We start from the raw sequence: 16,514 nt of genomic DNA, 5'->3' as shown, positions 1-16,514 counted from the left end.
TTTAGTCTCAGTATAAATACTGCTACTGCCAACTGCTGACTGTTTCACTGCCAACTGTATAAGTTGACATATGGTAAAATAATATCTAAATTGTCAAATAAGTAAAGAGTCTGTGCTCCCGCCTTTCGGCGGGAAGCGTACATAAGTCTATGGGTTATTAGTATCACTTGGCTATGACATTACTGCCTTTACACCTATGACCTATCAACGTTGTAATCTCCAACGACCCTTTAAAGAAATCTCATCTTGTGGTGGGTTTCGCGCTTATATGCTTTCAGCGCTTATCCCTTCCCGACGTAGCTACCCTGCTATGCTTCTGGCGAAACAACAGGTACACTAGAGGTCAGTCCAACTCGGTCCTCTCGTACTAGAGTCAGATCCACGCAAATTTCTAACGCCCACAGCAGATAGAGACCGAACTGTCTCACGACGTTCTGAACCCAGCTCGCGTGCCACTTTAATGGGCGAACAGCCCAACCCTTGGGACCTTCTCCCGCCCCAGGATGTGACGAGCCGACATCGAGGTGCCAAACCCCCCCGTCGATATGAGCTCTTGGGGGAGATCAGCCTGTTATCCCCGGAGTACCTTTTATCCTTTGAGCGATGGCCCTTCCATGCGGAACCACCGGATCACTATGCTCTTGTTTCCAACCTGATCGACCTGTATGTCTCTCAGTCAAGCACCCTTATGCCATTGCACTCTACGTACGGTTACCAAGCGTACTGAGGGTACCTTTAGAAGCCTCCGTTACTCTTTTGGAGGCGACCACCCCAGTCAAACTACCCACCAAGCACTGTCCTCATCTCTGAGTTAGACTCTAGATAAGCAAAGGGTGGTATTTCAAGGACGACTCCACAACGCCTAGCGACGCCGCTTCAATGTCTCCCACCTATCCTACACATTACTTATCCAAAGCCAATACTAAGCTATAGTAAAGGTTCACGGGGTCTTTTCGTCCCGCTGCGGGTAATCGGCATCTTCACCGATACTACAATTTCACCGAGCTCATGGCTGAGACAGTGTCCAGATCGTTGCACCATTCGTGCAGGTCGGAACTTACCCGACAAGGAATTTCGCTACCTTAGGACCGTTATAGTTACGGCCGCCGTTTACTGGGGCTTCATTTCAGATCTTCGCCGAAGCTAAACCCTCCACTTAACCTTCCAGCACCGGGCAGGTGTCAGGCCTTATACATCATCTTTCAATTTAGCAAAGCCCTGTGTTTTTGATAAACAGTCGCCTGGACCTTTTCACTGCGGCCCATCCGAAGATGGGCGACCCTTCTCCCGAAGTTACGGGTCTATTTTGCCTAGTTCCTTAGCCATGAATCTCTCGAGCACCTTAGAATTCTCATCCCAACTACCTGTGTCGGTTTACGGTACGGGTTCTTATAATCTGAAGCTTAGAGGTTTTTCTTGGAAGCCCTTAGGCACACTATCCAATTGTCCGAAGACGCTTGGTACTATCACACTTCACCTAAACCTGCGGATTTACCTACAAGTCTAATAGCTACATGTTTCAACGAACTATTCCGTCAGTTCGCGGTGCTTTCATTACTCCGTCACCCCATCGCAATTATAAGAAGTACAGGAATATTAACCTGTTATCCATCGACTACTCCCTTCGGATTCGCCTTAGGACCCGACTAACCCTCAGCTGATTAGCATCGCTGAGGAAACCTTAGTCTTTCGGTGTGGGGGTTTCTCGCCCCCATTATCGTTACTTATGCCTACATTTTCTTTTGTAACCACTCCAGCATACCTCACAGTACACCTTCTACGCTGATTACAATGCTCCCCTACCACTAACGTGTCTTTCAACGTTAATCCATAGCTTCGGTAATATGTTTATGCCCGATTATTATCCATGCAAAATCGCTCGACTAGTGAGCTGTTACGCACTCTTTAAATGAATGGCTGCTTCCAAGCCAACATCCTAGCTGTCTAAGCAATTTCACCTCGTTTTTTCAACTTAACATATATTTGGGGACCTTAGCTGATGGTCTGGGTTCTTTCCCTCTCGGACATGGACCTTAGCACCCATGCCCTCACTGCTGAGAAACATTTTATAGCATTCGGAGTTTGTCAGGAATTGGTAGGCGGTGAAGCCCCCGCATCCAATCAGTAGCTCTACCTCTATAAAACTTTTACTCAACGCTGCACCTAAATGCATTTCGGGGAGTACGAGCTATTTCCGAGTTTGATTGGCCTTTCACCCCTACCCACAGGTCATCCAAAGACTTTTCAACGTCAACTGGTTCGGTCCTCCACTGTGTGTTACCACAGCTTCAACCTGCCCATGGGTAGATCACTCGGTTTCGCGTCTACTACTACTAACTAAAGCGCCCTATTCAGACTCGCTTTCGCTACGGCTCCTTGACTTAATCAATTAACCTTGCTAGAAACAGTAACTCGTAGGCTCATTATGCAAAAGGCACGCCGTCACACCATAAATGATGCTCCGACCGCTTGTAGGCGTACGGTTTCAGGTTCTATTTCACTCCCTTACTTAGGGTTCTTTTCACCTTTCCCTCACGGTACTAGTTCACTATCGGTCTCTCAGGAGTATTTAGCCTTACCGGATGGTCCCGGTGGATTCATACAGGATTACTCGTGTCCCGCACTACTCAGGGTACCACTATCTAAAATTCGCTTACTTTTACGGGACTATCACCCTCTATGGTCTGTCTTTCCAAACAGTTCTAATTCACTTATCTTCGAATATCGTGGCCCTACAACCCCTCTTTTGCCGTAACAAAATAGGTTTGGGCTAATCCGCGTTCGCTCGCCACTACTAACGGAATCACTATTGTTTTCTCTTCCTCCGGTTACTTAGATGTTTCAGTTCACCGGGTTTACTCCTCTTACGAGGTGCCATGTCTTCAACATGCCGGGTTGCCCCATTCGGAAATCTACGGATTAAAAGGTATGTGCCCCTCCCCGTAGCTTATCGCAGCTTATCACGTCCTTCATCGTCTCTGAGAGCCTAGGCATCCGCCATACGCCCTTACTTAACTTATTGTACTTTTTGCTACAGTGTGTTGCCACACTATAATGAACTCTTTTATATTTTTATAAAAAAATTATTTGATTAGATATTACTCTAATCGTTCTCTATCTATTTGATTCTTACGATATCATTTTACCAATATGTCAATGAACTTGTGGCGAATCGCCACTGATAATTAAATCAGCAACAACTATAAGCCGTTGTGGAGAATATCGGAGTCGAACCGATGACCTCTTGCGTGCAAGGCAAGCGCTCTAGCCAGCTGAGCTAATCCCCCATTATGAAATTCAGAATAAATTCTAAATTATGAATGTAGAATCCTCTTACTTCCAGAATTTCCTTAGTACTTTTGCTTATTTGTAGTCCCGGGCAGACTCGAACTGCCGACCTCTACATTATCAGTGTAGCGCTCTAACCAGCTGAGCTACGAGACTATAATAGCTTAAAATACTTATATTATAAAATTAACAGCAAAGAGTAAAAATGACCTTTTTTTGTAACTCACCATCTTTCTCTAGAAAGGAGGTGTTCCAGCCGCACCTTCCGGTACGGCTACCTTGTTACGACTTAGCCCTAGTTACCAGTTTTACCCTAGGCGGCTCCTCACGGTGACCGACTTCAGGCACTCCCAGCTTCCATGGCTTGACGGGCGGTGTGTACAAGGCCCGGGAACGTATTCACCGGATCATGGCTGATATCCGATTACTAGCGATTCCAGCTTCACGGAGTCGAGTTGCAGACTCCGATCCGAACTGTGATATGGTTTATAGATTCGCTCTCTGTTGCCAGATGGCTGCTCATTGTCCATACCATTGTAGCACGTGTGTGGCCCAGGACGTAAGGGCCGTGATGATTTGACGTCATCCCCACCTTCCTCACTACTTGCGTAGGCAGTCTCGTTAGAGTCCCCAACTTTACTTGCTGGCAACTAACGACAGGGGTTGCGCTCGTTATAGGACTTAACCTGACACCTCACGGCACGAGCTGACGACAACCATGCAGCACCTTGTAATATGCCCGAAGGAAAAACTATCTCTAGTCCTGTCATACTACATTTAAGCCCTGGTAAGGTTCCTCGCGTATCATCGAATTAAACCACATGCTCCACCGCTTGTGCGGGCCCCCGTCAATTCCTTTGAGTTTCAGTCTTGCGACCGTACTCCCCAGGTGGGATACTTATCACTTTCGCTTAGTCACTGAGCATACACCCAACAACTAGTATCCATCGTTTACGGCGTGGACTACCAGGGTATCTAATCCTGTTCGCTCCCCACGCTTTCGTCCCTCAGCGTCAGTACATTCGTAGTAGACTGCCTTCGCAATCGGTATTCTGTGTAATATCTATGCATTTCACCGCTACACTACACATTCTATCTACTTCCAAATGACTCAAGTCAACCAGTATCAAAGGCAGTTCCATAGTTGAGCTATGGGATTTCACCTCTGACTTAATTGACCGCCTGCGGACCCTTTAAACCCAATGATTCCGGATAACGCTCGGACCCTCCGTATTACCGCGGCTGCTGGCACGGAGTTAGCCGGTCCTTATTCTTACAGTACCGTCAAGCTGGTATACATACCAGTGTTTCTTCCTGTATAAAAGCAGTTTACAACCCATAGGGCAGTCTTCCTGCACGCGGCATGGCTGGGTCAGAGTTGCCTCCATTGCCCAATATTCCTCACTGCTGCCTCCCGTAGGAGTCTGGTCCGTGTCTCAGTACCAGTGTGGGGGATCTCCCTCTCAGGACCCCTACCTATCGATGTCATGGTAAGCCGTTACCTTACCATCTAACTAATAGGACGCATAGCCATCTTTTACCAATAAATCTTTAATTAAATCCCGATGCCGGAACTCAATACTATGGAGCATTAATCTTCATTTCTAAAGGCTATTCTCCAGTAAAAGGTAGGTTCTATACGCGTTACGCACCCGTGCGCCGGTCGTCATCTGTGCAAGCACAATGTTACCCCTCGACTTGCATGTGTTAAGCCTGCCGCTAGCGTTCATCCTGAGCCAGGATCAAACTCTTCATTGTATATTTTAAATATTTTAATGAATAAGTTTCAAAAGAATTTACATTAAATTAATAATGTGGTTATTCTACTCTTTAATTACGCTGTCAATTTCAATATTTTCAATGAACTTTTAGGCTTCGCACTCATGTTTTCAAACACTCGTTATAAATCCTAACTTGTAGAAATGTTAGACTCGAACTAACTGATAATCTTTAACTATCATTCCAAACTTTCTCTGATCGTTTTTGCTGTATTCCTTAGCGGCTGCAAACATACAAACTATTTCTAATCTGACAATAAAAAAAAGAAACTTTTTTTTATTTGTTTTTTAACCTTAAAAAACCTGAACGTTTTGCCGAAAATTTCGGACTGCAAACATACAACTCTTTTTAATTATAATCCTAAGGAAATTGTTATTTTATTTTTAAATAAAATTTTGACACTCTACTTAGTTAAACTACTAATCCTTAATCTAATTACAACTCCTCAATGAACGTTGCTAACTTTCTGATATTCCTGTTAGCGGGTGCAAACTTACAACTCATTTTTATTCTGACAACTATTTTTTTACCTTTATTTTGGTTTAATTTTACATAAGGTTTTAAGAGGCTTGTTTTTAATGGTTTATAACTGAAGTTTTTTTGAGGTTGTTTTAAAGTTATTTTTCGGGTTTTAGGTTTTGGGGTAGTTTTGGAAGTGGATGATTGTTTTAAACACATAGAAAACAGAAATTGGATAGATGCCGGGTTTTAATGGAAATAAGTCGGTTGGGGATTGTTTTCTTTAGTGATTCTGCTGCTGCTCTTGCGTGTTTTGTCTTTGAAAGGCTCTTCGCTTGTTCTGAAAACTCCTCTTTTTTTGGTATAACGGTGTTTTATTTTGAATCTTTTGAGTTAAAATGAGACCTCACCAGTTACTTGAATTATAAATTTTGGCATAAACGATCTTCTTAAAGGTATAAATATCCTCTTATATATAATGTAGCGTGATTGGAAATATACTTAAACTGTAAAAGGTTTTAACTGAAATTAGATACAGACGAGTTGAAATTTTCTTATTACCATATAGAAACATAGTCACCATAAGTTTTATGAGATTATAAATTAAGGAGATAAAATTGAGCAACAGATTGCTTCGTGCCTCGCAATGACTCTCGATTACGCGTTAAATATCTATAATAGAACGAACCAAGTACTATTTTGTTTGTTCTGCCTCTTCTATAATTATTTCGTTGTCGTTTATTACAATAAAAAACTCCGTGTTAGGGATTGAAACGGCATCCTTTTTATGGTGGTATTGAAGCGGTAGCGAAAATAATACCTTAAAAAGATATAGTGCAAAGCCCGACCGCGCCTTTTTTGGCGTGGGAACACCCAATAAAAAAATAATCCTTTGAATTATTCCTTTATTGGGTGCTCTTTAATATATTGCTTGAAATGGATACGAAGCATTGCTCCTAACCTACTCAACATTATTGAGTATGCTAATTTAAGTAGGCAACTCAAACATATTTAAGTGCTTTTTTAATATTCCGGAGGGTGTGGTTTTGGTTTCATCAAAAATTCTAGTATCTCCGAAAAGAATAAAACTGTCTCTTGCTCTGGAAACCGCTACATTTAACATGTTTGGTTTATTATCTCTATCAAAAAATAGCACACCTTCGTCTTCATTACTATATACCGAACTAAATAGCACAATATTACGCTCTGCTCCTTGTAAGGCATGCACGGTACCTAATTTTATCTCGTTTACTTTAAAGCCAGATGCGATTAAGGCTTTGGAAAGCTCTGTTTTCTGACTTGCAAAGGGTGTAATTATACCTAAAATACTTTCTATTTTTTCTACGTTATAAGCTTTTTGTATTTCTTCTTTATGCATATTTAGCCATAAAATGATTGCTTTTACTTCATTCATGTTATGACGACTGTTAAATTTTCGTTCGCTATACCCTTCTACATGATATGCCATCATAGATGCAAATATTTGATCTTTGTGCGCTTTCCCTTTCATGGGTTTTAAAATACCATCGTATGCTAACTCATTACAAAAACCAATAATTTCATCGTTACATCTTCTATGCTCTAATAATAACAGACCATTTTCTTTTTTAGTTACTAATGGCGTTTCGTATTCGCAGGCGTTTTGTGCCATTTTCATGATACTTCCGCTAGAAGCTAAAAAACCAATATTGTTTAAATATTCTTTTTGAGCTAGATCTGTAATTATATTTTGATTGGTTAAATTACCGTAATCAATTTTTGGAGGAATAGACCAAATTGGTTCTATTTGTTTTAAATCTCCCACAACAATTGCTTTTTGTGCGAGTGAAAATATTGGGATACTAACTTCTGGTGTTACCTGGCCTGCTTCATCAATAATTAATAAATCTAGAAAATTGAATAAGGGCAAGTATTCGAAAATTGGTTTTCCGTTTTCATTTTCTCCTTGAAATTGGCTGAATAAAAAATGTGTTGGTGCTGTATATAAGGTTGCCACAAAACAAGGGGTAAGCATTGCTCTTCGCTTCCATTTTGCTATAACCGTTTTTTCTCCGGTTCCTTTTTCAGTTTCATTTAACAATACATCTTCTGTTTCTAAAATCCATCTTGCCTCCCAATAATGGGTTGCTAATAAAAAGGCTTTGTGTCGTAAACTTAAATCGATTTCATCGTAAAAAAAAGAATGCGTTTTATCTTTAGCCTCCATTTTTTCATATTCGAACTCCCACATTTGCTCTTCTGAAATAAAAGGGTAGCCTACAATATCATTGTGATGTTTCCAGTTTTTTAATTTTAAGTTTGACGACAATGCTAAATTAAAATCTACAATACATTTTTTAATAAAAGTTAGTGCTGTTTTATCACTAGCTAGTGTTTCTTTACTTACAATAAAAAGATGTTCTGAATTATTGGTGTTTTCTTCGGAATCTACTTTAAAATAACGTTGTATCTCAGTGATAAAAGTCTGTTCTTTAGAAAATGATTTTATCTTAACGATAATATCTCTCCATTCTTGTAATTTTGAAATTTTTATTACATTTTTTTGAATGTAATTTTCCTTATCGAGTAATAAATTGTTTACTTTTTCTATGGATGATAAATAATTTTGAGATATCTGAACTCCCTCCATTAAATTATCTTCTATCACAGAAATTTCTTCTTGAAGATGGTTACAAGCCTCTTCTAGTGAGTTTACCTGAAAACCAAAAAAATCTGAATACCTATTATAGTAAAAGTTCTTAGCATCATGTAAATAATTTTCATTTTCTAGATCGCACAATGTACCTTCATTACCAAACATATTTCCTTTAAGGTAATTGATGTTTTTTAAAGATTTTTCACTTTTAGAGTTTGATGGTAAATACGTAGCATAGCCATTAAAACCCGGAATCCAACGTTCGGCTAAATTCCCCATAGTACTTTTAGAGTTAATGAAACTATCTATAATATTGGTTACCGCCTGATTATTTGTGGAACACGCCAAAATAACTGGTGCATCTTCTCCGTTAATTGCCGCTCTAACCACTTCTGTAGCTACCAAACTTTGTAACAAAGTAGTTTTACCGGTTCCTGGAGGTCCGTTTACGGCTGTAATTCCATTTTCTTCTGCAGTTAAATAAGACAATAAGGTTTTACGTTGACTGATAGACAATGGAAACTCATTAGACATTTGCCCTAAATGCAAATGATTGTAATCTAAAAAACCTTTATCGGTAATAGGATCTCTTCGTTCTCTATTTCTTGGGTTTATTATTTTTGAAATTAATGGAAGCTCTTCTGTTTCATTTATTAAATTCTCATACAAAAAAAGAATACTTTTTGCTGCTGAAATTTTAGAACTTCTAGTAAAGTAGGTCGTTTTATTATTCGTTGTATATCCTTCTGCCCTATAATTATCTAAGCTTGTTGATGTAATTTCTGAAAAAATTAGATTTATATACTCCCAATAAGAAGCCCAATCTAATTCTTCCTCTTCTGCGACTTCTGGTTCTTCTATTTCTCTAGCTTCTGAAATTGTTTCTATGGATGAAAAAATAAAATCGTTTCCAACCTCAGCAACAGGTGCTAAATAATTACGAACAATTAAAGGAAATATTTCTCTTGGTGCAGATAATTGCCCCAAGCGATTTACTCTAGCCGTGATCCAAAAAGGATGAATTGTTTTTTGCTTAAACTTTGGGTCATCTGTTTGAAAATCTAACTGAAAAGGTGCTATAATAATTTCGGCATCGAATACTTTATGCCAATTATCGCTTTCTTTTTTGGAGAGACCCTTTATTCTATTAATTCTTTTTTCTTCCACATCAAGCATATCTGCCGCATTCTTAGCACTTATGCTTCCAGAACTTAAATCGCAATAATTTTGAAGAAATAAATTTTTGATTCTAGATATGTCTACAGCCAAGTTTTCACTGTCCGTTAAACTGCTTTTATAATAATTTAACCAGTTTTTTACGTTGCTCATGTATGTATTTAGAATTCGTAGTTAATGGATTTGAAAAAAGGGTGTGCGAATATATACTTTTAGTTGATTGTTTTTAGTGAAATGCCAACCATTATTTATTAACAAAATAGAATTAAATCGTTAGTTACTGAAGTCTAGGTTTTTAATTATAAAAACCACCTCTTTTTGTATTGACAGAGCTAATACCAAGCTTAAATAAGAGTAGCTTACGTATATAAGTTAACTAATGTACCTAGCAATAAAATCTTCGTTTAAAATATCTTCTAGCTTCATCAGTGTGTGAAAATTTAAAATTAATAAAAAATCTCAGACTAATTAATTAGTCTGAGATTTTAAAACTTACACACTTTATGAGACAGTGCTATATTAAAATAAAAAAGGAATGAATTTCACTAATCCCCTTTTCAATAATCAAATAAAAAATTTGCCACCCCACTAAAGAATGCTCTATCAATTCTGTAATTAAAAGCAAAGGTTCTTTTAATAATTCATAGCATAATTAATTACATGTATTGTACTTATTAAAAAAGATAACTAATAATCGGTTCCCATTTCATCATCAATTAATTCTTTATTAGTCTCATAAATTACATTCAAAATAAGTCGATTGTTAAATAACTTAAGCTCAACTTTTAATACTAAAATTAAAGCACTTAGATCTGCAATATGAAATTCTTTACTTTTTTAGACTCTCAAATATTTATGCCTAATTTCTAAATCCCCCACTTTTGGACTAGATCCATATAAACAAGAAATAAAGTACACCCGTCACTGATACAAAAAAAAAATTATTATATCTCGTTAAGTTTATCACAAAAAAAAACCTCAATTCGTAAGAATTGAGGTTTAAAGAAAGGCGGCGACCTACTCTCCCACATAAATGCAGTACCATCGGCGCGATTGGGCTTAACTTCTCTGTTCGAGATGGGAAGAGGTGAGCCCCAATGCTATAACCACCCTAAGATTTTCAGTATGCAGTGTTTTAGTATTCAGTTTTCAGTCTCAGTATAAATACTGCTACTGCCAACTGCTGACTATTTTCACTGCCAACTGTATAAGTTAACATATGGTAAAATAATATCGTTTTTTTCGTAATAAATAAAGAGTCTGTGCTCCCGCCTTTCGGCGGGAAGCGTACATAAGTCTATGGGTTATTAGTATCACTTGGCTATGACATTACTGCCTTTACACCTATGACCTATCAACGTTGTAATCTCCAACGACCCTTTAAAGAAATCTCATCTTGTGGTGGGTTTCGCGCTTATATGCTTTCAGCGCTTATCCCTTCCCGACGTAGCTACCCTGCTATGCTTCTGGCGAAACAACAGGTACACTAGAGGTCAGTCCAACTCGGTCCTCTCGTACTAGAGTCAGATCCACGCAAATTTCTAACGCCCACAGCAGATAGAGACCGAACTGTCTCACGACGTTCTGAACCCAGCTCGCGTGCCACTTTAATGGGCGAACAGCCCAACCCTTGGGACCTTCTCCAGCCCCAGGATGTGACGAGCCGACATCGAGGTGCCAAACCCCCCCGTCGATATGAGCTCTTGGGGGAGATCAGCCTGTTATCCCCGGAGTACCTTTTATCCTTTGAGCGATGGCCCTTCCATGCGGAACCACCGGATCACTATGCTCTTGTTTCCAACCTGATCGACCTGTATGTCTCTCAGTCAAGCACCCTTATGCCATTGCACTCTACGTACGGTTACCAAGCGTACTGAGGGTACCTTTAGAAGCCTCCGTTACTCTTTTGGAGGCGACCACCCCAGTCAAACTACCCACCAAGCACTGTCCTCATCTCTGAGTTAGACTCTAGATAAGCAAAGGGTGGTATTTCAAGGACGACTCCACAACGCCTAGCGACGCCGCTTCAATGTCTCCCACCTATCCTACACATTACTTATCCAAAGCCAATACTAAGCTATAGTAAAGGTTCACGGGGTCTTTTCGTCCCGCTGCGGGTAATCGGCATCTTCACCGATACTACAATTTCACCGAGCTCATGGCTGAGACAGTGTCCAGATCGTTGCACCATTCGTGCAGGTCGGAACTTACCCGACAAGGAATTTCGCTACCTTAGGACCGTTATAGTTACGGCCGCCGTTTACTGGGGCTTCATTTCAGATCTTCGCCGAAGCTAAACCCTCCACTTAACCTTCCAGCACCGGGCAGGTGTCAGGCCTTATACATCATCTTTCAATTTAGCAAAGCCCTGTGTTTTTGATAAACAGTCGCCTGGACCTTTTCACTGCGGCCCATCCGAAGATGGGCGACCCTTCTCCCGAAGTTACGGGTCTATTTTGCCTAGTTCCTTAGCCATGAATCTCTCGAGCACCTTAGAATTCTCATCCCAACTACCTGTGTCGGTTTACGGTACGGGTTCTTATAATCTGAAGCTTAGAGGTTTTTCTTGGAAGCCCTTAGGCACACTATCCAATTGTCCGAAGACGCTTGGTACTATCACACTTCACCTAAACCTGCGGATTTACCTACAAGTCTAATAGCTACATGTTTCAACGAACTATTCCGTCAGTTCGCGGTGCTTTCATTACTCCGTCACCCCATCGCAATTATAAGAAGTACAGGAATATTAACCTGTTATCCATCGACTACTCCCTTCGGATTCGCCTTAGGACCCGACTAACCCTCAGCTGATTAGCATCGCTGAGGAAACCTTAGTCTTTCGGTGTGGGGGTTTCTCGCCCCCATTATCGTTACTTATGCCTACATTTTCTTTTGTAACCACTCCAGCATACCTCACAGTACACCTTCTACGCTGATTACAATGCTCCCCTACCACTAACGTGTCTTTCAACGTTAATCCATAGCTTCGGTAATATGTTTATGCCCGATTATTATCCATGCAAAATCGCTCGACTAGTGAGCTGTTACGCACTCTTTAAATGAATGGCTGCTTCCAAGCCAACATCCTAGCTGTCTAAGCAATTTCACCTCGTTTTTTCAACTTAACATATATTTGGGGACCTTAGCTGATGGTCTGGGTTCTTTCCCTCTCGGACATGGACCTTAGCACCCATGCCCTCACTGCTGAGAAACATTTTATAGCATTCGGAGTTTGTCAGGAATTGGTAGGCGGTGAAGCCCCCGCATCCAATCAGTAGCTCTACCTCTATAAAACTTTTACTCAACGCTGCACCTAAATGCATTTCGGGGAGTACGAGCTATTTCCGAGTTTGATTGGCCTTTCACCCCTACCCACAGGTCATCCAAAGACTTTTCAACGTCAACTGGTTCGGTCCTCCACTGTGTGTTACCACAGCTTCAACCTGCCCATGGGTAGATCACTCGGTTTCGCGTCTACTACTACTAACTAAAGCGCCCTATTCAGACTCGCTTTCGCTACGGCTCCTTGACTTAATCAATTAACCTTGCTAGAAACAGTAACTCGTAGGCTCATTATGCAAAAGGCACGCCGTCACACCATAAATGATGCTCCGACCGCTTGTAGGCGTACGGTTTCAGGTTCTATTTCACTCCCTTACTTAGGGTTCTTTTCACCTTTCCCTCACGGTACTAGTTCACTATCGGTCTCTCAGGAGTATTTAGCCTTACCGGATGGTCCCGGTGGATTCATACAGGATTACTCGTGTCCCGCACTACTCAGGGTACCACTATCTAAAATTCGCTTACTTTTACGGGACTATCACCCTCTATGGTCTGTCTTTCCAAACAGTTCTAATTCACTTATCTTCGAATATCGTGGCCCTACAACCCCTATTTTGCCGTAACAAAATAGGTTTGGGCTAATCCGCGTTCGCTCGCCACTACTAACGGAATCACTATTGTTTTCTCTTCCTCCGGTTACTTAGATGTTTCAGTTCACCGGGTTTACTCCTCTTACGAGGTGACATGTCTTCAACATGCCGGGTTGCCCCATTCGGAAATCTACGGATTAAAAGGTATGTGCCCCTCCCCGTAGCTTATCGCAGCTTATCACGTCCTTCATCGTCTCTGAGAGCCTAGGCATCCGCCATACGCCCTTACTTAACTTATTGTACTTTTTGCTACAGTGTGTTGCCACACTATAATGAACTCTTTTATATTTTTATAAAAAAATTATTTGATTAGATATTACTCTAATCGTTCTCTATCTATTTGATTCTTACGATATCATTTTACCAATATGTCAATGAACTTGTGGCGAATCGCCACTGATAATTAAATCAGTAACAACTATAAGCCGTTGTGGAGAATATCGGAGTCGAACCGATGACCTCTTGCGTGCAAGGCAAGCGCTCTAGCCAGCTGAGCTAATCCCCCATTATGAAATTCAGAATAAATTCTAAATTATGAATGTAGAATCCTCTTACTTCCAGAATTTCCTTAGTACTTTTGCTTATTTGTAGTCCCGGGCAGACTCGAACTGCCGACCTCTACATTATCAGTGTAGCGCTCTAACCAGCTGAGCTACGAGACTATAATAGCTTAAAATACTTATATTATAAAATTAACAGCAAAGAGTAAAAATGACCTTTTTTTGTAACTCACCATCTTTCTCTAGAAAGGAGGTGTTCCAGCCGCACCTTCCGGTACGGCTACCTTGTTACGACTTAGCCCTAGTTACCAGTTTTACCCTAGGCGGCTCCTCACGGTGACCGACTTCAGGCACTCCCAGCTTCCATGGCTTGACGGGCGGTGTGTACAAGGCCCGGGAACGTATTCACCGGATCATGGCTGATATCCGATTACTAGCGATTCCAGCTTCACGGAGTCGAGTTGCAGACTCCGATCCGAACTGTGATATGGTTTATAGATTCGCTCTCTGTTGCCAGATGGCTGCTCATTGTCCATACCATTGTAGCACGTGTGTGGCCCAGGACGTAAGGGCCGTGATGATTTGACGTCATCCCCACCTTCCTCACTACTTGCGTAGGCAGTCTCGTTAGAGTCCCCAACTTTACTTGCTGGCAACTAACGACAGGGGTTGCGCTCGTTATAGGACTTAACCTGACACCTCACGGCACGAGCTGACGACAACCATGCAGCACCTTGTAATATGCCCGAAGGAAAAACTATCTCTAGTCCTGTCATACTACATTTAAGCCCTGGTAAGGTTCCTCGCGTATCATCGAATTAAACCACATGCTCCACCGCTTGTGCGGGCCCCCGTCAATTCCTTTGAGTTTCAGTCTTGCGACCGTACTCCCCAGGTGGGATACTTATCACTTTCGCTTAGTCACTGAGCATACACCCAACAACTAGTATCCATCGTTTACGGCGTGGACTACCAGGGTATCTAATCCTGTTCGCTCCCCACGCTTTCGTCCCTCAGCGTCAGTACATTCGTAGTAGACTGCCTTCGCAATCGGTATTCTGTGTAATATCTATGCATTTCACCGCTACACTACACATTCTATCTACTTCCAAATGACTCAAGTCAACCAGTATCAAAGGCAGTTCCATAGTTGAGCTATGGGATTTCACCTCTGACTTAATTGACCGCCTGCGGACCCTTTAAACCCAATGATTCCGGATAACGCTCGGACCCTCCGTATTACCGCGGCTGCTGGCACGGAGTTAGCCGGTCCTTATTCTTACAGTACCGTCAAGCTGGTATACATACCAGTGTTTCTTCCTGTATAAAAGCAGTTTACAACCCATAGGGCAGTCTTCCTGCACGCGGCATGGCTGGGTCAGAGTTGCCTCCATTGCCCAATATTCCTCACTGCTGCCTCCCGTAGGAGTCTGGTCCGTGTCTCAGTACCAGTGTGGGGGATCTCCCTCTCAGGACCCCTACCTATCGATGTCATGGTAAGCCGTTACCTTACCATCTAACTAATAGGACGCATAGCCATCTTTTACCAATAAATCTTTAATTAAATCCCGATGCCGGAACTCAATACTATGGAGCATTAATCTTCATTTCTAAAGGCTATTCTCCAGTAAAAGGTAGGTTCTATACGCGTTACGCACCCGTGCGCCGGTCGTCATCTGTGCAAGCACAATGTTACCCCTCGACTTGCATGTGTTAAGCCTGCCGCTAGCGTTCATCCTGAGCCAGGATCAAACTCTTCATTGTATATTTTAAATATTTTAATGAATAAGTTTCAAAAGAATTTACATTAAATTAATAATGTGGTTATTCTACTCTTTAATTACGCTGTCAATTTCAATATTTTCAATGAACTTTTAGGCTTCGCACTCATGTTTTCAAACACTCGTTATAAATCCTAACTTGTAGAAATGTTAGACTCGAACTAACTGATAATCTTTAACTATCATTCCAAACTTTCTCTGATCGTTTTTGCTGTATTCCTTAGCGGCTGCAAACATACAAACTATTTCTAATCTGACAATAAAAAAAAGAAACTTTTTTTTATTTGTTTTTGCTAGCTCTTAAACTAAAAAAATACTGAACGTTTTTGTCGAAAATTTCGGACTGCAAACATACAACTCTTTTTAATTATAATCCTAAGGAAATTGTTATTTTATTTTTAAATAAAAGCTTGACACTTTACTTAGTTAAACTACTAATCCTTAATCTAATTACAACTCCTCAATGAACGTTGCTAACTCTGTGTTATTCCTGTTAGCGGGTGCAAACTTACAACTCATTTTTATTCTGACAACTATTTTTTTACCTTTATTTTGGTTTAATTTTACATACGGTTTTAAGTGGTTTGTTTTTAATGGATTACAAGAGAAGTTTTTTTACGTTTTTTTTGAGAGTCTTAAGAGGTCTGTTTCTTTTGTGAATGGTAATCTCTTTTTAACACATAGGAACATAGAAAACTAAGGTTCGTTAGATGAGCACTTAAAATACCTATAGGTATTTGATGACATTTAGATTATTCTCATAACTATTGATTATGAATAAGGTTTCTTTGATTACTTAGACTTCTTTTTAATCTTCTAAATGAAGGCTCGAAATGTTTTTTTTTATTAAAAAGAGATTGAACGGACAATTTTAACCTTCTTTTCATTTTAAATTCCACAAGAAACACGTTTCTTAATCTTATAAATGGACTTTATATATAGCACAACAACTTTCGTTTTCTAA

General features: G+C 40.5%; 1 protein-coding gene, 4 tRNA genes and 5 rRNA genes. All 10 read right to left on the bottom strand.

All coding sequences use genetic code 11. The annotated features are described in order from the left end of the window. Positions 1 to 137: 137 nt before the first annotated feature. The 10 genes from JOP69_RS14695 to JOP69_RS14650 all read right to left on the bottom strand — a co-directional run bounded on the left by JOP69_RS14695 (position 138) and on the right by JOP69_RS14650 (position 15,533). Positions 138 to 3,022, bottom strand: a 23S ribosomal RNA gene (locus tag JOP69_RS14695). A 191-nt stretch (positions 3,023 to 3,213) separates the two neighbouring features. Beyond that, positions 3,214 to 3,287: transfer RNA gene (locus tag JOP69_RS14690), tRNA-Ala, on the bottom strand. Between the two features lie 83 nt (positions 3,288 to 3,370). Next, positions 3,371 to 3,444: transfer RNA gene (locus JOP69_RS14685), tRNA-Ile, on the bottom strand. Between the two features lie 84 nt (positions 3,445 to 3,528). Continuing rightward, positions 3,529 to 5,046 (bottom strand): 16S ribosomal RNA (locus JOP69_RS14680). The 16S and 23S rRNA genes sit together here with 2 tRNA genes alongside, the layout of an rRNA operon. A gap of 1,468 nt (positions 5,047 to 6,514) precedes the next feature. After that, positions 6,515 to 9,490 (bottom strand): AAA domain-containing protein, encoded by a 2,976-nt coding sequence (locus tag JOP69_RS14675; RefSeq protein ID WP_203395275.1) that lies wholly within the window; start codon positions 9,488 to 9,490, stop codon positions 6,515 to 6,517. Between the two features lie 851 nt (positions 9,491 to 10,341). After that, positions 10,342 to 10,451, bottom strand: a 5S ribosomal RNA gene (gene rrf, locus JOP69_RS14670). A 173-nt stretch (positions 10,452 to 10,624) separates the two neighbouring features. Then, positions 10,625 to 13,509 (bottom strand): 23S ribosomal RNA (locus JOP69_RS14665). 191 nt (positions 13,510 to 13,700) lie between these two features. Next, a tRNA-Ala gene (locus JOP69_RS14660) sits at positions 13,701 to 13,774 on the bottom strand. 83 nt (positions 13,775 to 13,857) lie between these two features. After that, positions 13,858 to 13,931: transfer RNA gene (locus JOP69_RS14655), tRNA-Ile, on the bottom strand. Between the two features lie 84 nt (positions 13,932 to 14,015). Then, positions 14,016 to 15,533: ribosomal RNA gene (locus JOP69_RS14650) — 16S ribosomal RNA — on the bottom strand. Positions 15,534 to 16,514 lie beyond the last annotated feature (981 nt).

The sequence above is a fragment of the Polaribacter sp. Q13 genome (assembly GCF_016858305.2).
Lineage (GTDB): Bacteria > Bacteroidota > Bacteroidia > Flavobacteriales > Flavobacteriaceae > Polaribacter.
The sequence above is the reverse complement of the archived record's forward strand: the minus strand, read 5'-3'. Positions and strand labels throughout refer to the sequence as shown.

Excerpts from the sequence above, each read along its gene's own strand:
- JOP69_RS14675 (WP_203395275.1), bottom strand. The coding sequence starts at position 9,490 with ATGAGCAACGTAAAAAACTGGTTAAATTATTATAAAAGCAGTTTAACG.